At 60.2% G+C, this 22,594-nt stretch carries 20 protein-coding genes and 1 pseudogene; 11 read left to right on the top strand and 10 right to left on the bottom strand.

The genetic code is table 11. The annotated features are described in order from the left end of the window. Positions 1-2: 2 nt before the first annotated feature. From JH25_RS28880 to JH25_RS22675, 7 genes are all read right to left on the bottom strand, one after another. The gene (locus JH25_RS28880) at positions 3-665 is read right to left on the bottom strand and encodes a type III secretion effector protein (protein ID WP_228309674.1); all 663 of its coding nucleotides are present in this window, start codon (positions 663-665) and stop codon (positions 3-5) included. 419 nt (positions 666-1,084) lie between these two features. Beyond that, positions 1,085-1,402, bottom strand: a complete 318-nt coding sequence (locus tag JH25_RS28965) for a hypothetical protein (RefSeq protein ID WP_032876842.1) — start codon at positions 1,400-1,402, stop codon at positions 1,085-1,087. Between the two features lie 140 nt (positions 1,403-1,542). Continuing rightward, on the bottom strand, positions 1,543-2,595 hold the full coding sequence (locus JH25_RS28885; protein WP_236648022.1) for a type III secretion effector protein: 1,053 nt from the start codon (positions 2,593-2,595) through the stop codon (positions 1,543-1,545). Between the two features lie 161 nt (positions 2,596-2,756). Further along, a complete protein-coding gene (locus JH25_RS22690; RefSeq protein WP_032876851.1) occupies positions 2,757-5,162 on the bottom strand; it encodes a TonB-dependent siderophore receptor in 2,406 nt (801 codons plus the stop codon). Positions 5,163-5,259: 97 nt separating this feature from the next. Then, the gene (locus JH25_RS22685; RefSeq protein WP_032876854.1) at positions 5,260-6,210 is read right to left on the bottom strand and encodes a FecR family protein; all 951 of its coding nucleotides are present in this window, start codon (positions 6,208-6,210) and stop codon (positions 5,260-5,262) included. A gap of 26 nt (positions 6,211-6,236) precedes the next feature. After that, positions 6,237-6,734 carry a sigma-70 family RNA polymerase sigma factor gene (locus JH25_RS22680; protein WP_032876856.1) on the bottom strand — a complete coding sequence of 166 codons (498 nt, stop codon included), beginning with the start codon at positions 6,732-6,734 and terminating at the stop codon, positions 6,237-6,239. Positions 6,735-6,832: 98 nt separating this feature from the next. Next, positions 6,833-7,207 carry a c-type cytochrome gene (locus JH25_RS22675; RefSeq protein WP_164699550.1) on the bottom strand — a complete coding sequence of 125 codons (375 nt, stop codon included), beginning with the start codon at positions 7,205-7,207 and terminating at the stop codon, positions 6,833-6,835. Between the two features lie 198 nt (positions 7,208-7,405). Here JH25_RS22675 and JH25_RS22670 point away from each other — a divergent pair, with 198 nt between their 5' ends. The 3 genes from JH25_RS22670 to JH25_RS22660 are packed head-to-tail and all read left to right on the top strand — an operon-like array spanning position 7,406 to position 10,924. Then, entirely contained in the window at positions 7,406-8,206 is an 801-nt protein-coding gene (locus JH25_RS22670; RefSeq protein WP_032876863.1) for a glucose 1-dehydrogenase, read from the top strand. Then, positions 8,199-10,025, top strand: a complete 1,827-nt coding sequence (locus JH25_RS22665; RefSeq protein WP_032876865.1) for a glycoside hydrolase family 15 protein — start codon at positions 8,199-8,201, stop codon at positions 10,023-10,025. Before JH25_RS22670 ends, JH25_RS22665 begins: the two co-directional genes overlap by 8 nt. Then, positions 10,013-10,924 carry an alpha/beta fold hydrolase gene (locus JH25_RS22660; protein WP_032876868.1) on the top strand — a complete coding sequence of 304 codons (912 nt, stop codon included), beginning with the start codon at positions 10,013-10,015 and terminating at the stop codon, positions 10,922-10,924. The genes JH25_RS22665 and JH25_RS22660 overlap by 13 nt, the downstream gene beginning before the upstream one ends. On the opposite strand, the gene JH25_RS22655 is transcribed toward JH25_RS22660, so the two are convergent. Then, positions 10,910-11,878 carry a GlxA family transcriptional regulator gene (locus JH25_RS22655; protein WP_032876871.1) on the bottom strand — a complete coding sequence of 323 codons (969 nt, stop codon included), beginning with the start codon at positions 11,876-11,878 and terminating at the stop codon, positions 10,910-10,912. The genes JH25_RS22660 and JH25_RS22655 overlap by 15 nt on opposite strands. Positions 11,879-11,966: 88 nt before the next feature. Between JH25_RS22655 and JH25_RS22650 the strand changes: the two genes are divergently transcribed. Further along, positions 11,967-12,647 carry a DJ-1/PfpI family protein gene (locus JH25_RS22650; protein WP_032876874.1) on the top strand — a complete coding sequence of 227 codons (681 nt, stop codon included), beginning with the start codon at positions 11,967-11,969 and terminating at the stop codon, positions 12,645-12,647. Between the two features lie 74 nt (positions 12,648-12,721). Here the strand turns inward: JH25_RS22650 and JH25_RS29325 are convergent, their stop codons facing one another. Next, entirely contained in the window at positions 12,722-12,811 is a 90-nt protein-coding gene (locus JH25_RS29325; RefSeq protein WP_410457914.1) for a hypothetical protein, read from the bottom strand. A gap of 334 nt (positions 12,812-13,145) precedes the next feature. Then, positions 13,146-13,316 (bottom strand): annotated as a pseudogene (locus JH25_RS27835) (LysE family translocator); the annotation flags it as partial. Positions 13,317-13,446: 130 nt separating this feature from the next. Here JH25_RS27835 and JH25_RS22645 point away from each other — a divergent pair. The 7 genes from JH25_RS22645 to JH25_RS22615 all read left to right on the top strand — a co-directional run bounded on the left by JH25_RS22645 (position 13,447) and on the right by JH25_RS22615 (position 22,568). Continuing rightward, positions 13,447-13,962 carry a sigma-70 family RNA polymerase sigma factor gene (locus JH25_RS22645; protein WP_032876877.1) on the top strand — a complete coding sequence of 172 codons (516 nt, stop codon included), beginning with the start codon at positions 13,447-13,449 and terminating at the stop codon, positions 13,960-13,962. Continuing rightward, the gene (locus tag JH25_RS22640) at positions 13,949-14,899 is read left to right on the top strand and encodes a FecR domain-containing protein (RefSeq protein WP_032876880.1); all 951 of its coding nucleotides are present in this window, start codon (positions 13,949-13,951) and stop codon (positions 14,897-14,899) included. Before JH25_RS22645 ends, JH25_RS22640 begins: the two co-directional genes overlap by 14 nt. Before the next feature lie 105 nt (positions 14,900-15,004). Next, positions 15,005-17,491 carry a TonB-dependent siderophore receptor gene (locus tag JH25_RS22635; RefSeq protein ID WP_032876883.1) on the top strand — a complete coding sequence of 829 codons (2,487 nt, stop codon included), beginning with the start codon at positions 15,005-15,007 and terminating at the stop codon, positions 17,489-17,491. Positions 17,492-17,923: 432 nt separating this feature from the next. After that, positions 17,924-19,363, top strand: coding sequence for an undecaprenyl-phosphate glucose phosphotransferase (locus JH25_RS22630; RefSeq protein WP_032876885.1), 1,440 nt, complete (start codon positions 17,924-17,926; stop codon positions 19,361-19,363). Then, positions 19,363-20,823 carry a mannose-1-phosphate guanylyltransferase/mannose-6-phosphate isomerase gene (locus tag JH25_RS22625; protein ID WP_032876888.1) on the top strand — a complete coding sequence of 487 codons (1,461 nt, stop codon included), beginning with the start codon at positions 19,363-19,365 and terminating at the stop codon, positions 20,821-20,823. The genes JH25_RS22630 and JH25_RS22625 overlap by 1 nt, the downstream gene beginning before the upstream one ends. After that, positions 20,823-21,734, top strand: coding sequence for a glycosyltransferase family 2 protein (locus JH25_RS22620; RefSeq protein ID WP_032876891.1), 912 nt, complete (start codon positions 20,823-20,825; stop codon positions 21,732-21,734). The genes JH25_RS22625 and JH25_RS22620 overlap by 1 nt, the downstream gene beginning before the upstream one ends. A 6-nt stretch (positions 21,735-21,740) precedes the next feature. After that, a complete protein-coding gene (locus JH25_RS22615) occupies positions 21,741-22,568 on the top strand; it encodes a polysaccharide biosynthesis/export family protein (RefSeq protein WP_032876894.1) in 828 nt (275 codons plus the stop codon). The last annotated feature ends 26 nt before the right edge of the window (positions 22,569-22,594 follow it).

Here is a 22,594-nt window from a genome sequence, read left to right on the forward strand (position 1 = left end):
AGTCAGCGCGCTTTGCGAGCATCGTCCTGCTCCCGCCAGCGCTCGAGGCTTTTGTTGCTCAACCACCCCTCTTTGTGGGGTGGGCCAAACAGTCGTGTGCCGTTGGCACGTTCCAATGAAGGCAGCAAACCTGGGCGTTCGATAATGTTCTTCGCCGTGTAGACACACAACTCACTGTATTGGGGCCTGGGCATGCCGGTAGACGTGTCCAGTACAGGGCTGCCCTTCTGATCAACTTCGTAAGGGTCCTGCATGACCGCCTTGAGCTTGGCAATCTCAACGTACTGGTGTTGTTCGAACAGGAAGGTGCGGTCCATTGTCTTGTCTCTCAACTGTTCAAACTGGCTTTGCAGCGCTTGCACCACTTGCGCGTTGCCATGGGTATGAAACGGATCCTGGCTGAACACACTCGCCGAGCTGTTGCCATGCAAAGCCTGGGCTGCCGCACTGAGGCTGTCACGCGTGATATCGCCGTCGCGGCTGAAGATGGTGTCGCTTAACCGCGCACGCTTGAGAATTTCCCTGACGACCTGAATGGCGCCGTCCAGTGCCTCGTTTTCACCCATGGGTTGAGCGGCGATCCGCTGCAATGACATCCAGGTCAAGCGCCCCTCATTAAGGAAGGGGTGCAACAGGCCAAAGGCTTTTTCAAGGGCCTTTGCCAATTGCTTGTCCGTTGAAGTTTCACCCGGCAGGGAACTGCTCGCCCGTTCAGCGGGGAAGTTCTGTAGGTCTCGATGACTTAGAGCGGATAACGTTCCGCGCAAAAGAGTGGGCTGGCGAGAGATCCCTCGCTCCGGCACGGAAGAAGCTTCCTGCCAAGTGACCGGTGATAGCGTCGTTGCTCGCGCAGCTGACCCGCCAGGGGCGAGAGGCCGACCGGGAGGTAGTACACCCTCGATTTTCATGGGTTTTCTCCAACTCTATTCAGATGCATATCCGCTTGGTGACCTGTGTCGGAATGACAAGATCAACGAATGGATTCCACTCGGACAAGCACCTCATGTGTGGTTGGAGGGAGACGGCAGTTCCGGATGAGCAGCGAATACCAATGACAATATGTAAAAGCCCAGGCAAGGCAGCATCAACCTGACTTTCGACTACGCCACCACGTCGCCAGGCTATTGATCAGCCCGGTGCTTTTCAGTGAATCAGCGCGGGCCACTGGGACCTGGCGGTCAGCCAACATGCCCCGGGAAAAATCATCCGCAACGGGCGCCTGAAATTTTCGCTCGCCGGCAAACGCTTTCATGCGGCGGGCTTGGGCCACATATTCCTGCGCGGCAGTGGGCATACCTTCTGATACTCCGCCCTTCTCGGACAGCGCAGGGTTTACTTGCTGGGTGTTTTGCAGAAGTTCAAGGCGGCAGGATTGGGAGGAATTAAACGAAGTTGAAGTCATGTGTTTTCCCTCAGGCGAAATCTGAAAAGCAGTGGGCCAATGCACCACCGCAGTTACCACCTATGTGGCAAATAAGCGTAAGCCGTTCCTTAAATGATTGAATCAGGCGCCGTTTTCGCAGCACAGCGCCTGAAGGCGGGTTATTGCGACAGTAAGGCCAATGCTTTGCGACGGATCTTTCCATCACCGTCGGCACTGACGAGGTTATCCAACAGTTTGAGCAGGTCGCCCCGTTTCATGACTGCCTGGGCCAATTGGATCAGGTGATCCTTGGCTGCATCGCCTGTGAGCTCCTGACTTGCGAGTTTCCTCAAGTCTTTGAATTTCAGGTGTGGCCCGCCGCTCCCATCCTTGAGTTCATCGAAATGCTCGAGCATTTCAGCGGCCAATTCCTTGTCAGTCTTGTACTTGAAGTAGTTATCTCCCTGGATAACCGCGTTCAGGCTTTTCCAATCAATAAGATCATTCAACGCACCGGTGCGACCGTCCCGGTCAAGCGCCGCCATCAGCTCCGGACGTCGCAGCAGCTCATTGGCCAAGCGGGCGTTTTCCCTCATGACCGGGTTAGGTGACCATCCTCGTTTCGCCATCGCAAGAATGCTGTCAACGCTGATAGACCCAGGGTTATTTGGATCTCTAAACGCGTTGAAGCTGTCGCGCAATTGCTGCGCCAACTCTTCGTTACTCTTTAATGAGTATTGCGGATCCGGCCTGCCGGGGGCGACCGGATAAGGCCTACCCCCTGCAGTAGGGTCGGGGCGCGGCGGTGGATTGCTTGCCCCGGGGTTGGGCCTTGGCGGCGGGTTGCTGCAGCCCGGATGCATGGGCGGCCGATGCCCCAGGAACCAATGACTGAGCCAGCGCTTGAGTTGGCTCAGTAAGTGATGCAGCCCGGGAGGGTTGTGTTGATGGCCAAGCACATCAGCCGCGGTTGTTGCCGGCTGATGGTGATCGAACACCGGCCCGGCCTTGTTTTGCGTGGTCGGGAAGTTGACATGGGCAGCACGCTGATCATTGAAAGAAGGCGCAGCAGGTGCCTCGCGAGTGTGTTTGACGACGGCCTTGCCAGTGACTTGTGAAAGGTCTGGCGTTGTTGAAGCAGAGACGGATGTATCCATCGATACCGACATAGGTTTCTCCATTGCAGTAGGCGCGATTTCAGCTTGTCGCTCCAACGCAGTGTCGAAGCCCATCAGCTTTCCCATGTGTGGTTTTGTGTCGGAAACAGTTCCTGACGCAGCAACAATACGTGCTTTGACGGTGTAGGAAACAGATCAGGCAGGCTTGCATTACGCCTGGCGCGGGCAAAAAAAATCGCAACCCTTGGGCTGCGATTATTGCCATCAACCGAAGATCAGAATCCAACGCTTGCCTGTACGAAGAACGTGCGCGGCTCGCCCAGGTATATCCCGGCGTTATTGTCGCTGGAGCGTGTGTAATGTTGCTGGTCGAAGAGGTTTTTCATCCCCACGCCAAGTTTCAGGTTCGACAGTTGCGCACCGAAGTCATAACCGCTGCGCACGTTGACCGAAACATAACCCGGAATATCACCGTACTGGCCGTCAGCGGTGCCTTGGGTGATATAGGTGGTGCCGGTGCCTGGCGCACGCTGGCCAGACTGAGCATAGACGTCCAGGTTGTGCGTCCAGTGATTGACATCGTAACGCAGGCCCAGGGTCGCCACTTCACGGGAATACAGCGGCAGATCGCGGCCCTTGAACGGTACGTCGCCCTCGGAGGTGGCCTTGGTGTAGGTAAAGCCGGCGTTGGCGGTCAGACCGTCGAGGCGCGGGTCAAGATTGGACAGGTCGTAGTGGGCCGACGCTTCGATACCGGCGTGCTTGGTGGCGCCGAGGTTGGTCCAGCCTACGTCATTGCTGACGTATTGCAGTTCATCCGAGAAGTCGATGTAGAACAGCGTCACTTCGCCGCCCCAGATGCTGTCGTTGTAGCGCGTCCCGATCTCGTAGGTCTTGGCTTTTTCCGGGTTCAGACCGTTGGCGGTCTGGTTGCCGGTACCACCCTGCCCCAACTGGAAATACTGCAAGCTGCCGAAGGAGGTTTCGTAGTTGGCGAACAGTTTCCATGCGTCGCTGACGTGGTACATCACGCTCAGGGCCGGTAGCGGTTCATTGTTGTGAATCTCGCGGCGTTTTTCCTCGGTACGCTTGCCGTTCAAGGCCACTACCGGGCGGTCATGCCATTCGGTGCGGATGTCTTCAAAGCGGATGCCCGGCGTGATGGTCCACTGGCCGATGTCGATTTTGTTGTCGATGTAGAAAGCGCTGGCTTCGGTGCCGCCGGTGCGGTCTTGATAAACGTGGCCGTCGCTCTGCCCACCTGGCGTGGGTACGTTGTTGACCAGGTTAAGGCTGGTGGCCTGCTCGTGCATGCCTTCCTTCAAGTAGCGGTAGCCAACGCTGACTTCCTGCGTGCTGGGGCCCACATCGAACACATGGGACACCCGTGGCTCGATGCCGAAGGTGTAGTAGGTGCGTGGGTAGGAACTGAGGGTTTTCAGATCGCGGTTGGCGATGTTGCTGCCTCGGAAGCTGTCGGAATAGTAGGTCAGCACTTCAGCCTGGGTACGGTCGTCAATCTGGCGGATGTACTTGAAGGACACGTCCTTGCGGCGACCGCTGAAGTTGTCCCAGTCGCGCACCGACTGGTACGGGTTGGCGTCAAACTGCTCCTGGGTCAGGCCGCCGGGCATGTCGGCGCTGGCATCGTAATAGTGGAAGTTCAGCGAGAAGTCGTCTTGATCGGTCGGCGCCCAGTGGGTCTTGAAGATTACATCGTCAATGTCGTTGGAATTGTTGCTGTTGCGATAGCCGTTGCCATTGACCCCGGAGTACAGCAGCGCGGCGCCGATGCCGTTGTCGGCGGTGCCGCCGATAAACGCATTTTCGACGTGCTTCCAGCCACCGTGGGCGGACGTTTGCAGGGTAGTGCCGACTTCCCCGGAGAATTTTTCCGGGATGGCGCGGGTCACGAAATTGATCACGCCGCCGACGTTCTGCGGGCCATAGCGCACGGACCCGGCACCACGCACGACGTCGATGCTGTCAAGGTTACCGGCGGAAATGGGCGCCATCGACAGTTGCGGCTGGCCGTACGGGGCGAAGGCTGCCGGTACGCCGTCAATCAGCACGGTGGAGCGTGGCGACAGGCGTGAGGTCAAGCCGCGTACGCCGACGTTGAGAGAAATATCGCTGCCCCCGGTACCATTGGATTCCTGTACCTGCACGCCAGGCACGCGGCGCAATACGTCGCCGACGTTCATCGCGCCCTGCTCCACCATGGCTTCGCGGCGCACCACCGTGCGTGCACCCGCATGGTTTTGCACCACGGCGGCATCGGCATCGCCGAGCCAGTCGCCCACCACCTTGATGTCGGTGACGCCCAGTTCCAGCGGCGAGCCAGCTTCGCCAGTGCCGGAGCTCAGCGTGCGCAAGGTTACGGAGCCTGCGTCGATCTGGTAATCCAGCCCACTGCCTTCCAGCAATTGGCGCAGGGCTTGTTCAGGCGAGAAGTTGCCATCCACTGCTGGGGCTTGCTTGCCGGCGACCATGTCGGGGCTGAAGAACACTTGCAGGGAGGTCTGCTGGCCCAGTTGGCTCAAGGCTGCACCCAGGGGCTGGGCGCGAATATGAACGCCTTCGCCAGCCTGTGCGGCAGGCAGCGCGATGCTGACTGCGATAGCCAGGGCGAGAGGCGCCCAGCGGGAGGTTTTATTGTTGTGGAGGGCGAGTTTTTTCACGTCGAACCTAGTCCTGTGATCGCAAAAGTGTGCGTCTGTTAATGCAAACCAGTTGCAGTTGCAGGAGAAGACGAACAATGCGAAAAAAACCTGAATGTCAGCGTGAAATAATTTCCTGGCTGCCGTCCGGCAAGGTGCGCAAGGCAACCGGCAGAATATGTGGCAAGGCTTTGAGCAAGGCGTCGGTGTCACTGGCGTTGAACACGCTGGTCAGACGCAGGTTGCCCACCGCTGCCGTGGTGATGCGCAACGGTTGCTCGCGATAGCGCGACACTTCCCGCGCCACTTCGGCCAGGCTAGCGTTGTTGAACACCAGTTTGCCGGTGCGCCATGCGGTCAGCTCTTCAGGGTTTACGGCATAGGCCGCAGCCACTTCGCCCTGAGTATCGACATGAGTGCCCCGGCCGGCGGTGAGCGTCACGACTTGAGCCGACGCTCGTCCCTGCACCTTGACGGTGCCGGTCTCGACCACCACGCGGGTGCGGTCGTCATCGCGACGCACATCGAAGCATGTGCCGGTGACCGTCACCTGCCCTGCCCCGGCGGCCACCACGAACGGGCGACTGGCGTCGTGCTCGACACTGAACATCGCCTCACCCTGCTTGAGCTCAATGCCCCGCCGACCTTTTTCGTAGTGAACCGCAACCACACTGCGGCTGTTGAGGTCCATCACAGAGCCGTCTGGCAAGGCCACCTGGCGCTGCTCGCCCACCCGGGTAGTGAACTCGGCGCTGTAGAGCTTGGACTGGCCCAGCCCGCTGAACAAACCCAGGCCCACGGCAATGGCAACCACACCGGCCGCTACCGCATAGCGCAACACCGCCCCACCCCTGGGGCGCTCGGCCGGCGCATCGCACAAAGCCTGCAAACGGGGTTGGGGCAGCAGATCCGTGGCGCTCCACAGCCCTTGCAGCACATCGAACTCATATTGGTGTTCGGGCTGCTCGGCACGCCAGGCCTCGAAACGTTGCCGTTCTTCGGCGTTCAACGGGCCGTCTTGCAGGCGCACAAACCATTGCGCCGCTTCGTCACGGACACGCTTATCCATCGTGGAAGATCCTGTTTCAAAGCGGGTCATGGCGCCATTGCATCCAGGTGGTCACGCAGATGCCGCAGGGTGCGGATCATATACTTCTCCACCATGTTTTTAGACAGCCCCAGGCGCACGGCGATTTCCTGCTGGGTGAGCCCCTCGATTTTCTGCCAGATAAAAATCTTGCGACAGTTGAGCGGCAACTCGACCAGGGCCCGCTCGATGGAGTCGGCCAACTGAATCGCGTGCATGTAATGCTCCGGATCACCGCTGTGGGGGGCGTGATCAACGGCCTGCAACGTCAACGCCTCGCGGCGTTCTGCGCGCCGGTAAGCGTCCACCGCGATATTGCGCGCGGTTTGATGCAGGTAGGCGCGCGGTTGTGCAACCTCGCTGGCGTCGGACTCAAGCACTCGCACAAAAGTGTCGTGGGTCAGGTCCTCGGCTTGCTGACGGTTCCTCAAGCGGCGCGTCCAGGTGCCGATCAACTCTTCGTAGTGCTCGAAAAAGCCTGTTCTGCGGGGCGGCTGAGGAATCATCGCGAAGGCACTGAGGAGGCGGGGCGTGAATAGTAATGCTTCCTATTAAGTGGGGCAATTGCTGTCCATCGCCGGTACGCCCGCCGCACTCAAACCCCTCAACTTTTTGAAATCACGCTACTCATGTATTGATGCAGATCGCGGAAGTCCTGAACGCTCCACGCGTGCGGCGCTATCTTCACACCGTTGTCCTTCAACGTCTTTGGAATCAGGTTGCCATTTGGGCGAAGTATTATCGACGAGACGATCACGCCCGGATAATCATGCAGCCGCTGTTTGAACGCGGCGGTTGTAAGGTCAGGCGTGGGGGGATTGCTTTTTTTAGCCAATGGCCCGGTGGCCTTTATATCGGGTCCATGGCACACGCCGCATCGCTGTAGATAGAGCGTTTTTCCATTGCTGTTTTCCGCAACAGCCAATGATGTCTGAGCCAGTGATAAAACGGCTGATAAGCCAATGAGTAAACTTTTCATCCTTGGGGTGCGTGTCGACATACACATTCCTTTGCTCCATCCCTTACCTTTTGTTTTCAGCATATTACGATAAACCTTTGCCTTGCGCCCCGGCGCTACACCTGCGGCCCGCGGTCTAGGCGTACAAGCCGTGCGGTGAACTTCCGCTCTGCGCCGCCAGTCAGCTGAAAGGACTTGGATAAACACAGTGGGTGGGCGATGCAGATTTCCTTGCAGCAACAAGTAGCTCTGGTCACCGGCGCCAGTTCCGGCATCGGTGCTGGCGCAGCCAAAGCCCTGGCCGACGCGGGCGCGGCAGTGGTGCTTAACTACAACTCCCAGGCGGCCCCCGCCGAGGCCCTTGCCGCACAGATCAATGCCAACGGCGGTCGGGCGCTTGCCATCGGTGGCGACGTGTCCAAGGAGGCTGATGTCGAGCGCCTGTTCGCGCAGACCCTCGATGCCTTCGGCCACCTGGATATTCTGGTGGCCAACTCCGGCCTGCAAAAAGACGCCAACCTGGTCGACATGACCTTTGATGACTGGAACACCGTGATCGGTGTCAACCTCACCGGGCAGTTCCTTTGTGCCCGAGCGGCGGTGCGTATCTTCAATCGTCAGGGCGTTCGTGAGGGCGTGTCACGAGCGGCCGGCAAAATCATCCATATGAGTTCGGTGCATCAAGTCATTCCGTGGGCCGGGCATGTGAATTATGCAGCGTCCAAGGGCGGCGTGGAGATGCTGATGCGCACCCTCGCCCAGGAAGTCAGCGAGCAACGTATCCGCATCAACGGCGTTGCGCCGGGGGCGATTCGCACGGCGATCAACCGCGCAGCCACTGAAGGCGCTGCGGAGAAAGAGTTACTCAAATTGATTCCTTACGGTCGCGTCGGCGATGTAGAAGATGTGGCCAATGCAGTGGTGTGGCTGGCCAGTGATGCTTCTGATTATGTGGTCGGCAGTACGCTGTTCATCGATGGTGGCATGAGCCTTTATCCGGAGTTTCGCGGCAATGGTTGATCTAAAAAAAGAACCCCAAAGCGCCATCGATGCCCACGGCATCATCGGCGATATGCGCAGTGCCGCACTGGTAAACGACCGTGGCAGCATCGATTTTTTCTGCTGGCCGGAATTCGACAGCCCGTCGATCTTCTGCGCACTGCTCGACACGCCCGACGCCGGCACCTTCCAGCTTACCCCGGACCTGCCCAACGCCCGCCGCGAACAGATCTACCTGCCCGACACCAACGTACTGCAAACACGCTGGCTCAGCGACGCGGCGGTGGTAGAAGTCACCGACCTGCTGGCGGTCAGCGAAGAGGTCGACGAGCTGCCTTTGCTGATTCGCCGAGTACGGGTGGTCAGCGGCCAGGCCAACCTGCACCTGCGTTGCGCCGTGCGCCACGACTACGCCCGCGCCAAGACCCACACCACAGCCGATGACAGCGGCGTGCTGTTCAGCGCCGACGGTCAGCCCGGCCTGCGCCTGGTAGGCAGCCACCCGCTGACCCTCGAAGAAAATGCAGTCGTATCCCGCTTCACCCTGGCCCAGGACGAGGGCGCCGAATTTGTGCTCGGCGGCCAGGATGATCCGCGGGTGGTCAACAACTGCACGGACCTGTACCTGGAACGCACCCTCAAGTTCTGGCGCGGCTGGATCTCCCAGTCCAATTACCGTGGGCGCTGGCGCGAAATGGTCAACCGCTCGGCCTTGGCGTTGAAGCTTTTGACCTCGCGCAAGCACGGCGCAATCATCGCCGCCGCCACCTTCGGCCTGCCGGAAAGCCCCGGCGGCGAGCGCAACTGGGATTACCGCTATACCTGGATACGCGATGCGTCGTTTACCGTCTACGCGTTCATGCGCCTGGGGTTTGTCGAGGAAGCCAACGCCTATATGCGCTGGCTCAAAGGCAGAGTCAGCGACTGCTGCGGCCAGCCGACCAAAATCAATATTCTCTACGGCATCGACGGTCGCCAGGAGTTGCCGGAAACCACCCTCGATCATTTGCGCGGCCACGGCGGCGCCCAACCGGTGCGCGTGGGCAACGAAGCGTTCGACCAGATCCAGCTGGATATCTACGGCGAACTGATGGACGCGGTGTATCTGGTCAACAAGTACGGCGAAGCCATTTCCCACGAAGGCTGGAAACATACGGTGGAAGTGGTCGACCAAGTGTGTGAGATCTGGAACCGCAAAGACGTAGGCATCTGGGAAATGCGCGGCGAGCAACACCACTTTCTGCACTCGCGCCTGATGTGCTGGGTGGCTTTGGACCGAGCTATTCGCCTCGCCTCCAAACGCTCTCTGCCCGCCCCGTTCGCGCGCTGGGACCAGACACGCCAGGCAATCTACGCCGACATCTGGAGCAACTTCTGGAACGAAGAACGCGGGCATTTCGTCCAGCATATCGGCAGTACGGCGCTGGACGGCTCGATGCTGTTGATGCCGCTGGTGCGCTTCGTTGCGGCCACCGACCCGCGCTGGCTGGCGACGCTGGAAGCGATCCAGAAAAGCCTGGTGCGCGACGGCATGGTCTACCGCTACCGCAATGACGACAGCCAGATCGACGGGCTGCAAGGCACAGAAGGCGCATTTGCCGCCTGCTCGTTCTGGTACGTGGAATGCTTGGCCCGCGCCGGGCAAGTGGAGAAGGCCCACCTGGAATTCGAACAGCTGCTGCGCTACGCCAACCCGCTGGGACTGTACGCCGAAGAATTCGACAGCCAGGCTCGGCACTTGGGCAACACACCTCAGGCGTTGAGCCACTTGGCATTGATCAGTGCGGCAACGTTCCTGGACCGCAAACTCAGCGGGGAGAAGACTGTATGGCAACCCTGACGACCCCTGCCCCGCTGTTGTATGTGCGCACGTCCATGCTAGACGTGGCTTATGAAACCCACGGCCCCATCGCAGGCGAGCCGGTGATCCTGCTGCATGGCTTCCCTTATGACCCTCGCGGTTATGACGAAATCGCGCCGGTGCTGGCCGAGCGTGGTTATCGGGTGTTGGTCCCCTATTTGCGCGGTTATGGCCCGACGCGGTTTATCAACAACCAGGTCATGCGCTCCGGCCAACAGGCGGCGTTGGCCAAGGACCTGCTGGATTTCATGGATGCGCTGTCCATTAAGCAGGCCACGCTCGCCGGGTATGACTGGGGTGGGCGCGCGGCGTGTATTGTCGCGGCGCTATGGCCCGAGCGGGTACGCGGCTTGGTGACGGGGGACGGTTACAACATCCAGGACATCGCCAAGTCCCTTGAGCCTCGGGCACCGGAAACCGAGCATCGATTGTGGTACCAGTATTACTTCCACACCCAGCGTGGGGTCGACGGTTTGACCGCCAATCGACAAGAGCTGTGTGAGTTGTTATGGCGGCTTTGGTCGCCGACCTGGCGTGAAGGGCCAAGTCTGTATGGCAAGACTGCGCCGTCATTTGATAACCCGGACTTTGTCGCGGTGGTGATTCACTCTTACCGCCATCGTTTCATGTATGCGCCGGGTGATCCCGCGCTGGAATCCATTGAGCAGGCATTGGTGCAGCAACCGGCGATAACGGTGCCCAGCATTTCGTTATGCGGGGCCGACGACGGTGTGGGCCCGCCGTCGCTTGAGGATGACGATGTGGAGCACTTCAGTGGTTTTTATCGCCGACAGGTTTTGCCAGGCATTGGTCATAATGTTTTCCAGGAAGCGCCCCGGGTCACGCTTGAAGCATTGCTGGAACTACTGGAGCGCTGAAAAACGCTCCCGGTAAGCTTGAGGCGTCACTGACAAGGCCCGCACAAAGCTGCGGCGCAAAGTCTCTTCACAGCCAAAACCGCACTGCATGGCGATACGTTTGATGGAGGTCGTGCTGTCTGCCAATTGCCGGCGCGCAGTTTCGACACGGATCAGTTCCACGGCCCGGGCCGGGGTCTGGCCGGTCTCGGCGCGGTAATGGCGCACAAAGCTACGCTCGCTCATGCCAGCCTGGGCCGCCAGGGTGGCGATGTTCAGATCCAGCGTCAGATGGTCGGCGATCCAAGCGTGCAGGTCGGCAAAGCGGCTGTCGCTCCTTTGCAGGGATAACGTCACGCTAAATTGCGACTGACCGCCAGGGCGCTTGAGGAATACCACCAAGTGGCGCGCCACTTCCAAGGCAATGGCGCGACCCAGGTCATCCTCTACCAGGGCCAGGCACAGGTCGATCCCGGCGGTCACACCAGCAGACGTCCACACGGCGCCCTGCTGGATGAAAATCGGATTGGCCTCCACCGTGAGTGCGGGAAACTTGCGCGCCAGTTCTTCACACCGCGTCCAGTGCGTGGCCACTCGGCAACCATCGAGCAAACCGCTGGCGGCCAGCAGAAAGGCCCCGGTGCACACCGAAGCCATGCGCCGGGTGTGCCGGGATTTATCGCGCACCCATTGCACCAGTGTCGGGTCTTCGGCGGCAGCGTACACGCCCCAGCCACCGGCGATCAGCAGGGTATCGCAAGGCGCGTCGATGGCGGGCAGCGGTTCAGCCAGCAGCGCCAGGCCGGCAGAAGTCCTCACCGGTTCAGGCTGAGCGGCGATCACGTTCACCGCGTAGGGCAACGGTAAACCACGTTGGCGCAACAGGTCATTAGCCGACGCAAACACTTGCAGAGGCCCGGTGACATCGAGCACCTGGGCATTTTCAAAAGCGAGTACATGAATAATCTTGGGCATGATTGGCGTGATTAGTGGGCTCAATGGCGTACACGCCAAAGCCTAGGCTTCTACAGTGCGGTCGTCCATTTCTTTCGGAGCTTGCACCATGACCTTGCAGATCGGCTTTCTGTTGTTCCCCGGCATCCAGCAACTGGACCTGACCGGCCCCTATGATGTCCTCGGTTCGCTGCCAGACGTGAAGCTGCACCTTGTATGGAAAGACCTCACGCCGATCACCTCCAGCACTGGCTTGGTGTTCACGCCGACCATTACTTACGCCGACTGCCCGAACCTGGATGTGCTCTGCGTACCCGGTGGCGCCGGTGTGGGCCCGTTGATGGAAGACCCGCAAACCCTGGATTTTCTCAAGGCCCAGGCACAGACAGTGCGCTACATGACCTCGGTGTGCACCGGCTCATTGGTATTGGGCGCGGCAGGGTTGCTGCGCGGTCGCAAGGCCACCACCCACTGGGCCTACCACCACCTGCTCGCCCCGCTCGGTGCTGTTCCCGTGCAGGAGCGCGTGGTGCGTGACGGCAACCTGTTTACCGGCGGCGGGATCACCGCCGGCATCGACTTTGCCCTGACCCTGGCCGCAGAGTTGTACAGCGAAGCGGCGGCGCAACTGGTGCAACTGCAGATCGAATATGCGCCGGCCCCACCGTTTGACTCCGGCCGCCCGGAGACTGCGCCCCGATATGTACTGGAGGAAGCCAACAAGCGCACGGTGGAGTCACGCAGAGTGCGTGGGGAGATTGTTGCGCGGGCGGCTGCACGGTTGGGTTGAATGTTCATCCGTGGCGAGGGAGCAAGCTCCCTCGCCACAGTACAGCGCTGCTTCTTAACTGACAGGCATCGCCGTTACTGCGCTCGCGTCTCGCCGCCTCCCTCTACTACCCGATCAACCAGCAACTGAACGCCCTCTACCATCCGGCAAATCCCCAACACCACACTGCGTTGCGAACCTTCAACCTGTACGGACCGGACACGCTGTTCAAAAGTGAGCCGCCGTCAGGGCGGAACCCTGAGTGGCCGTTACCGCAGGAATGGATATGTACTCGGTATGACTGTGTCGGCTGTCAGGCCGCCTTCGCGAGCAAGCCCGCTCCACATTTGGATCGCGGGGTGTCAGGTAGAGAAGCATCGCCTGTCAGGCCGCCATCGCAGGCAAGCCAGCTCCCACAATTGGATTGTGAGGTGTCAGATAAATGAGCATCGACTGGCAGGCCGTTACGGGAGCAAGCTCCCTCGCCACACAGAAACCTGCTTGGCTTCCCGCGTGTCGTCAGGCAGGACGCGACATCACCGCCAAGCGCACGGCCAACGCCATCAGCACCGCCGCCAAACCCCACTTCTGCAGCCAGGCGCTTTTGGTGCGTTTGGCGAAGAAGCGGCTGAGCACCCCGCCAAACATGCCCAGCAGCACGTGAAACACACTCGCGATCAGCGTCAGCACGGCGCTCGCAGGCTCTACAAAAATTGTGCTGGATACATTACTGACGCAGCAAACCAGTGATTGCTGAATGCCACAACCAACGTCTAGAATGCGAAACATTATCAATTAAGCCTGCTGCGCCAGGATGACCATGTCGAGCGATCACCCACTGGACCATGCCGCCATCGGCCAGCTATACCAAGCCCACCACTCCTGGCTGCGCGGCTGGTTGAGCCGACGCACCGGCTGCCGTGAACACGCCGCTGACCTGGCGCAGGAAACCTTTGTGCGCCTGCTCAACGCGCGCAAGCAACAAACCCTGCAGCAGCCGCGTGCTTACTTGAGCAGCATCGCGCGCAGTTTGATGATCGACCAATACCGACGCCGCGAACTGGAACGTGCCTACCTGGAAAGCCTGGCGCACTTTCCTCAAGTCGAGGTGCCGAGCGAAGAAACCCGCCTGCTGATCCTCGACAGCCTGGCGCGCATCGACCGCTTGCTCGACCAGCTCAAGCCACGGGTGCGCGAGGCGTTTCTGTTGGCCCAACTGGACGGCCTGACCTGCGCGCAAATCGCCCTGCGCCTGGGCGTGTCCAAGGCCACGGTGGAGCGTGACCTGTCCAAGGCACTGCACGCCTGCTATCGGTTACGTTATGCCGAATGCTGATCCGCGCCTGGTGGACCAGGCCATCCAGTGGATGATCAAGCTGCGCTTCAACACCGCTGACGACGCCAGCACGGCGGCCTTTGAGCAGTGGCTGCACACCAGCGCCGCGCATCAACTGGCGTGGCAGCGCGTGGCGACCATGAATGACGACTTCACCCAACTGCCGGCGCATGTCAGTCGCCATGCCCTCGATGGCGCGCGCCAACGTATCAGTCGGCGTGAAGGCTTGAAGCTGCTGGGCTTGTTTGCCGGCGCCGCCGGGTTGGCCTGGCTGGGTCGCGACTACACGCCCCTGCCCGCCCTGATGGCCGACTACCGCACGGCCACCGGCGAGCGGCGCTGGGTGGCGTTGAACGATGGCAGCAAGGTCCAGCTCAACAGCGCCAGTGCCATCGATATCACCCTGAATGCCGAGCGGCGTCTGGTGAACCTGCGTCAGGGTGAAGTGTTGGTCAATACCGGCGCTGACAACCGTCCGTTCTGGGTGCACACCCGCGATGGTTACCTGCGCACCCTCGGCACGCGCTTTGTGGTACGTGAAGAAGCCCAAGGCACGCTGCTGGCTGTGCAGCAGGGTGCGGTCGCGGTGTATGCCGACAGCCATGACGCCAGCGCACGCCAAATGATCAAGCCGGGCGAACAGGTGCTGTTCAACCGTAGCGGCATTCGCCCTTCTCCCACCAATGGCCTGGATCCCTGGGCCTGGAGCGACGGCGTCATCAGCGCCCACAATATGCGCCTTGACGACTTCCTGGCCGAACTGGGCCGCTACCGCAACGGCTTGCTCCGTTGCAGCGAAGCCGTCGCGGGGCTGCGGGTTTCGGGCACCTATCAACTGGAAGACACCGATCAGGTACTCAAGCTGGTGGCGCAATCGTTGTCGATCAATGTGACCTACCGCAGCCCCTATTGGGTGACCGTCTCCGCTCGGGTTTGAGCGGCCGAAAATAAATGAGGTGAATTCTCATTGCCATTCGACCTGTAAGGAAAGGCCGATCAACAGGCCGGTGTTGTCCACTTCCTTCAGGAGCATCCCGCGGTCATGCAAGCGTTCCCCTCCAAGCGTTCCCCCCTCAGACACGCCCTCAATGCCACTCTTCTTGGCGCGTGCGTGGCAGCCAGCGCTTTGCCGTATACCGCAACAGCCCAGGAACCCGGCAGCGAGCGCCAGGCCCGCGCCTGGAATATTGCGCCCGGGCCTCTGGCCGGCGCCCTTGATCAGTTTGCGCGGCAGGCCGGTATCAGCCTGTCGTATGACGCAGGCAGCGTGGCCGGCAAAAGCAGCCCGGGGCTGAGCGGCACCCTGGCCCCACAACAGGCCCTGAGCCAGTTGCTCCAGGGCCAGGGTTTGCAGGCGCAAAGCCAGGGCCAGAACGCCTGGTTACTGCTACCTCAGCAGCAAGCCGGCTCGGCGCTGAGCCTGGGCGCCACCACCATCACTGGTGATCGTCTAGGCGCCACCACCGAAGGCAGCGGTTCCTACACCACCGGTGCGGTGACCATCGGCAAGGGTGAACACAGCCTGCGACGCACGCCGCAATCGGTGAGCGTGATGACCCGCAAGCTGATGGATGACCAGAACATCACCACCATCGACCAATTGCTGGAGCGCACGCCGGGGATCACCAGCTACGAGTCGCCCATGGGCGGCAAGTATTTTTACTCCCGGGGCTTCAAGATGCTCGGTCAGTACCAGTTCGATGGTGTGCCGCTGGACATCGGCAAGGACTACATACAGGCCGACAGTTTCAGCGCGAATATGGCGATTTATGACCGGGTAGAGGTGCTAAAAGGCGCCGCCGGTATGCTCAAGGGCGCCGGCACCGCCAGCGGTGCAGTGAACTTCGTGCGCAAGCGGCCCCAAGCCACCCCGACCACCAGCCTCGGGCTGTCGGCGGGCACTTGGGATAACTACCACGCCGAACTCGACACCGGCGGCCCGTTGAACGACAGCGGCACGGTGCGCGGCCGTGCGTCGGTCAGCCAGCAGAATCGTGGCTCCTACATGGACCTTGCCAAGCGCCAGGACCAGGCGTTTTACGCGGCGCTGGACATGGATGTCAGCCCTGACACCACCCTAGGCTTCGGCGCCAGCTATGAGGATGTCGACGCCACACCGTGCTGGAGCGGCCTGCCGCGCTACCGCGACGGCAAAAGCCTCGGCCTGAGCCGCTCCACCTGCCTGGGCCAGGCCTGGAACGATTGGCAAAGCCAGCGCACCACGCTGTTCGCCGATCTGACCCATCACTTCAACGACGACTGGAAGCTCAAAGTCAGCGCCGTGCATAGCCGCAACCTGCAAAACATCAAATACGCCGCCAGCGAAAGCACCGTGGACTATGGCAACCCGGCCCCTACGCTCACCAGCTACGCCGCGCTGCTGGATTACGATCACAAGGACTACGGCCTGGATGCCTACATTGATGGTCAATTCGAAGCGTTTGGCCTGCAACATGAGTTGATCCTCGGCGCCAATGGCAGTCGTGGCACCCAGGACGATGTCTACGCGATCCGCAACCTGCCCCAGCGCCAAAGCGTTTTCAACCCCAACCACCACTTCCCGGAACCTGCCGACGATACCTTCTGGCCCAACATGTACCGTGGCGGCACGGTCAAGGAAACCGCCACCCAATACGGCGCCTACGCCACCTTACGCCTGCGCCTGGCCGAACCATTGATGCTGGTTCTCGGCAGTCGCGTCAGTTGGTATGAAAACCGCCGTGAGTCCTTGAACCTGGCTTGGGGCGAGTGGGCCGACCAGGATGCACGCACCAAGGAAACCGGCGTGGTCACGCCGTTTGCCGCGCTGATCTACGACCTCAATGACAACCTTTCGGTGTACGCCAGCTACGCCGATATCTTCCAGCCACAAAGCTCCTACGCCACGGTCAGCGGTTCGGCGCTCAAGCCGAAAATGGGTGAGAACTATGAGCTGGGTATCAAGGGCGAATGGTTTGACGGGCGCCTCAACAGCTCCCTGGCGCTGTTTCGCGCCATCGAAAAAAACGCCGCCCAAACCGATTTCGAGACCCGCTGCGGCAGTTCCTCCGACGGCTACTGCTACACCGACACGGGCAAAGTTCGCGCCCAAGGGGTCGAGGCCGAGCTGAGCGGCGAATTGCTTGAACGCCTGCAAGTGTTTGGCGGCTACACCTACACGCAAACCAAGAACCTGAAGAACATCGACAGCGCAGCCGAAGGCGCGGTGTCCAACACCTACGTACCAAGGCATATGCTGCGTTTGTGGGGCGACTACCAGTTGGACGGTGCACTGTCAAAATGGACAGTCGGCGCAGGGGTCAACGCCCAAAGCAGCAACTACCGGTTGCAAACTATCAAACTGGAACAGGCCGGGTATGCGTTGTGGAATGCGCGCATTGCGTATCAGGTGGACGACACCTGGACTGTGGCGCTCAACGGCAACAACCTGTTCGATAAAAACTACTACCAGACCGTGGGTACCTCAGGCTGGGGTAATCTTTATGGAGAGCCGCGCAACCTCACGCTGAGCCTCAAAGGCAACTTCTAAACATCAGCAGTCCTTGCACCAGAGCCGGCAAGCCGGCTCTGGTTCGACAACCCCCCTTCCCCCGCCCTGCTTCTGTCAAAAAAAGCTTTTTTCGCTGGCAGGCAAATCCCCACGTTTGTTCCTACACTCCAAAAAGCCATCATCGATTCTCGATTTTTCTGAAAGCACGGCCTCTCATGTCAATAAATCGTCATATCATGGGAGCCTCATGAGAGCCATTGAAGGCAACGGCAAAAAAAGCCAAATCATTGACACGGAACCTCAAGGAAGCCACTATTTAGCCATCACTCCGTAAATTCCTGCGTCTGAACAGGCATTACGTATTACCCAGCAACTGCAGTTGTTCGATTTGCACCACTTGTAAAGCAAACCTGCCTTATGGATGAGCAAAACGAATAGGAACGTTCTGGTGGTGTATTGAGGATCTGATCTATGCGCGGTAAATCGTCGGTCGATAGCCTGTTTTTGACTCGTCCCGGTTTCGTTGAGTTTTTTGTCGTCTTCGTAAAACTGATCCACGGCCTCACTGCTGTAGTGCCGGCAATTATCCTGTTGTTCTACCCGGAACCCGTCGCCGAGCACATGCGCAACCACTACCTTGGCCTGCTGGTATTCTTTGCGCTCTTGACCATCATTCTGTTCCAGGCCCTGGGGGTGTACTCCGAGGATCTGTTCAGCAATCGCCTGCGTTTTCGCGTGATGCTGGTGGCCTGGGTCTCGGCGTTTTGCATCCTGCTGTTCATGTACCAGATTCTGCTGCTGTTCCCACAGTTGAGCCCACGCAACCTGGCGGCTTGGTTCTCCATGAGCCTGGTGCTGTTTGGCGTGGAGCGGATATTGATGCTGCGCCTGTATCGCCATTTGATGAAGAACGGCAAATTCTTGCAGCGTACGGTGATCCTGGGTTTTACCGAGACGGCGGTGCATGTGGCTGAACACCTGTCGCGCAACAGCGATATCCGTTCCGGCCTGATCGGCTTTATCGACGACCGTACCGAGCGCATTCCCAAGGAATTGAGCCGCCTGCCCTTGCTGGGCAATACCCGCGACCTGGAAAAGCTGATCCGCTCCGAACAGGTCAACCAGGTCATGATCACCCTGCCCTGGGCTGCCGAGCAGCGTATCAACGGGCTGGTCAAACGCCTGCGGCAGATGTCGGTGAACGTCATGCTGGTGCCCGACATGGCTGCCTTGCGTTATGGGCATAACCGCATCACCGATGTGGGCGGCATCCTGATGTTCAACACCTCGCAGTTGCCGCTGCGCGGCTGGTCACCCTTTATCAAGCGTTGCGAAGACCTGCTGCTGGCCAGCCTCGGCCTGTTGTTGCTGTCACCGGTGATGCTGGCGACGGCCATCGCGATCAAACTCGATTCCAAGGGCCCGGTGCTGTTTCGCCAGAAGCGCTTTGGCTACAACGACAACCTGATCCGAGTGTTCAAGTTCCGCTCGATGTACGTGGAACAGACCGACCTCAACGCCGAGAACCAGACCACACGCCAGGACCCGCGCATCACCCGGGTAGGCAGGATCATTCGCAAGACCAGCATTGATGAGCTGCCACAACTGTTCAACGTGCTGCTGGGCAATATGTCGATGGTCGGCCCGCGCCCCCACGCCACGGCCACCAAGGCCGCCGGGATTCCGTTCGAGCAAGCGGTCAGCGAATACAGCTCACGCCACCGGGTCAAGCCAGGCATCACCGGCTGGGCACAGATCAATGGCTACCGTGGCGAGACCGACACCCTATTCAAAATCCAGAAGCGCGTCGAATACGACCTGGAATACATCGCCAAATGGTCGGTGTGGCTGGATCTGTACATCGTTTTCATGACGGTTCCGGCCGTCCTTTCCACCAAGGAAGTCTATTGATGAACCCTCTTAACGGATTGATCCCGTGCATCATCTCCGGTGGTTCGGGCACGCGGCTGTGGCCGGTTTCGCGGCAGAACATGCCCAAACCCTTCATGCGCATGCGTGACGACCAGAGCCTGTTGCAGAAGACCTTCCTGCGCGCCAGTCACTTGCCGGGGGTGGACAGCATCCTGACGGTAACCAACCGCGACCTGCTGTTTCGCACCCTCGACGACTACCGCGCGGTGAACACCCAGCGATTGGCCCTGGAGCTGCTACTGGAGCCGTTTGGCCGTAACACCGCCGCCGCCATCGCCGTGGCCGCCTTGCATGTGCAGGAGCATTTCGGCGCTGAAGCGCAGTTGCTGGTGATGCCCGCCGATCACCTGATCCTGGATGAAACGGCCTTCGCCCAAGCGGTGGAAAAAGCCCGTGCGCTGGCCGAGGCCGGTTACCTGGTGACCTTTGGCATTCAGCCTGACCGTGCCGAAACCGGCTTTGGCTATATAGAACAAGGCGCAGCGTTGGGGGCCGGGTTTCAGGTCCGGTGCTTTGTCGAGAAGCCCGATCTGGCCACCGCCCAAGGCTATCTGGACGGCGGCAAGCACCTGTGGAATGCCGGCATGTTCTGCTTCAAGGCGGCCAGCCTATTGGAAGAATTGGCCAGCCACGCCCCGGCAGTGCTGGACGCAGCCAAGGCCGCACTCGAGCACAGCCAGAGCCTGCAGAACAGCAGCAGTCGCCAGCGTGAGCTGAGCCCGGAAGGTTTCGGTACCGCGCCGGACATCTCCATCGACGTGGCCCTGATGGAAAAATCCGCAAAGGTCGCGGTCGTGCCCTGCAACATTGGCTGGAGCGATATCGGTTCCTGGGAAGCGCTGCGCCAACTCACCCCCAGTGATGACAATGGCAACCAGATCAATGGCGAGGCGATCCTGCACGACGTGCATAACTGCTACATCGACTCGCCCAAGCGGGTACTCGGTGCAGTGGGCGTGCGCGATCTGATCATCGTCGACACCCCGGACGCACTGTTGATCGCCGACGCGCACCGCAGCCAGGACGTGCGCTATATCGTCGCCGAACTCAAGCGCCAGAATCACCCGGCGTTCAGTCTGCATCGCACAGTCACCCGCCCGTGGGGCACCTACACGGTGCTGGAAGAAAGCACGCGCTTCAAAATCAAGCGCATTGTGGTCAAGCCAAAAGGCTCGCTGTCCCTGCAAATGCACCATCACCGCAGCGAGCATTGGGTGGTGGTCAGCGGCGCAGCGATGATCACCAATGGCGAGCGCGAAATCCTGCTCAATATGAACGAGTCCACCTATATTCCCGCCGGCCACAAACACCGCCTGACCAACCCCGGCATCATCGATCTGGTGATGATTGAGGTACAGAGCGGTGAGTACCTGGGCGAAGACGACATCGTGCGTTATGACGACATCTACGGCCGCGCGCCGGTGGAAGAGAAACCCTGATGCGCACGTCCCTGATCATCCCCACCCGCAACGCGGCCAGCCATCTGGACCGCTTACTGCCGGCGCTGCGCATGCAAACCCTGCAACCGGACGAGATGCTGGTGGTCGACAGCGCATCGAGCGATGACACCGTGGCGCGCTTTCGCGAGTTTGGCGCGCGCGTGGAGGTGATTGATGCCCGCGACTTCAACCACGGCGGCACTCGGCGCTGGGCCAGTGAACAGGTGGGCGGCGACGCTTTGATCGTCATGACTCAGGACGCAATCCCCGCCACGGCCGAGACGTTCGCCAACCTGATCGCCGAATTGCAACTGGAGCCGCTCAATGGCGTGGCCTATGGACGGCAGCTGCCGCACCCCGGTGCAGGGGTGCTGGGGGCACAGTCGCGGCACTTCAATTACCCGGCGGCCAGCCGCAGCAAAAGCCTGGCCGATGCACCGCAGCTAGGGATCAAGACCTGCTTCAGCTCCGACTCGTTTTCGGTGTACCGACGCAGCGCCCTGCAGACGGTGGGTGGTTTTCCCCAGGATGTGATTGGCAGCGAAGACGCCTACGTCGCCGCACGCATGTTGCTGGCCGGCTACCAGGTGCGCTACGCCGCCAGTGCGCAGGTTTATCACTCCCACGATTACCGCTTGCTGGACGAGTTCAAGCGCTACTTCGATATCGGTGTGTTCTACGGCCGCGAGGCGTGGATTCGCCAGGCGTTCGGCGACGCCGGCGGCGAAGGTAAGCGTTATGTGCTGGCCGAACTGCGCGCATTGCGCGAGGCGAACGCGCTGCACCGTGCGCCAGAAGTAGTAATGCGCAGCGCCTTTAAATTGCTGGGTTATCGCCTCGGCCACCTTGAACGCCACTTGCCCAACTCGCTTAAACGGCGTCTGGGCATGTTTTCCACCTACTGGACTTGAGCCGTCATGAAGACTACCAACCGACGTTCCCGTCTTACCCTGCTCAGCCTCTTGAGTGCCTCAATCTGGCTGGCGGGCTGTTCGACCCCCGCGCGGGTGCCGCTTCCTGACAACAATACGCTCAAGGCCGGCCATCAAGCGGCGCTGACCCTGGCCGACCTGCCACCACCCCAGGTGCTGATCCAGACCGGCGACTCGCTGCGGATCGTGCGCGACGCCCAGGAACCGGCGGCGGCCGATGACATGACCGTATTCGTCGTGCGCCCCGACGGCGTGATCTCGGTACCCAATATTGGCCGGGTCAAGGCCGCCCTGCGCACGCCCGAAGACCTGGGCAAGGAAATCACCGAGAAGTACAAGCGCATCTACCGCGAACCCGCGGTGACGGTGAACATCGCCAGCGCACCGAGCAACAAGGTGTTTATCGGCGGTGCGGTGTCTAACCCGGCGTTTTTCGACCTGGCCGGCAACGTCAGCGTCGAGCAGGCACTGCTCAGTTCCGGTGGCGTATTGCCCTCGGCGGATGCCTCCAACGTGGCCTTGCTGCGCACCGGGCCAGATGGCAAGTACAGGACGTACTTCATCAGCCTGGAGAGCATGTTGACCAACCCCAATCACCCGCGGGTGGCGTTGCAGCGCGGCGATTTGATCTTCGTGCCGCAGTCGGGCATCGGCGCGACGGTGGAGGCCGTGGATATGTACTTCACCAAGCTGTTTCCGATCAACAAGGGCATTGGCATTGGCTTGAATTACGACCTGAACAAGAGCGACGTGAAAAACAGCGGCAATACCATCTACAACAACCCAACCATCAACGCAGGCCAAGGATTATGAAGCGGGCGTCGTATCACTCGAACCAA

It is taken from the genome of Pseudomonas sp. BRG-100 (assembly GCF_000737955.1).
GTDB classification, from domain to species: Bacteria; Pseudomonadota; Gammaproteobacteria; order Pseudomonadales; family Pseudomonadaceae; genus Aquipseudomonas; species Aquipseudomonas synxantha_A.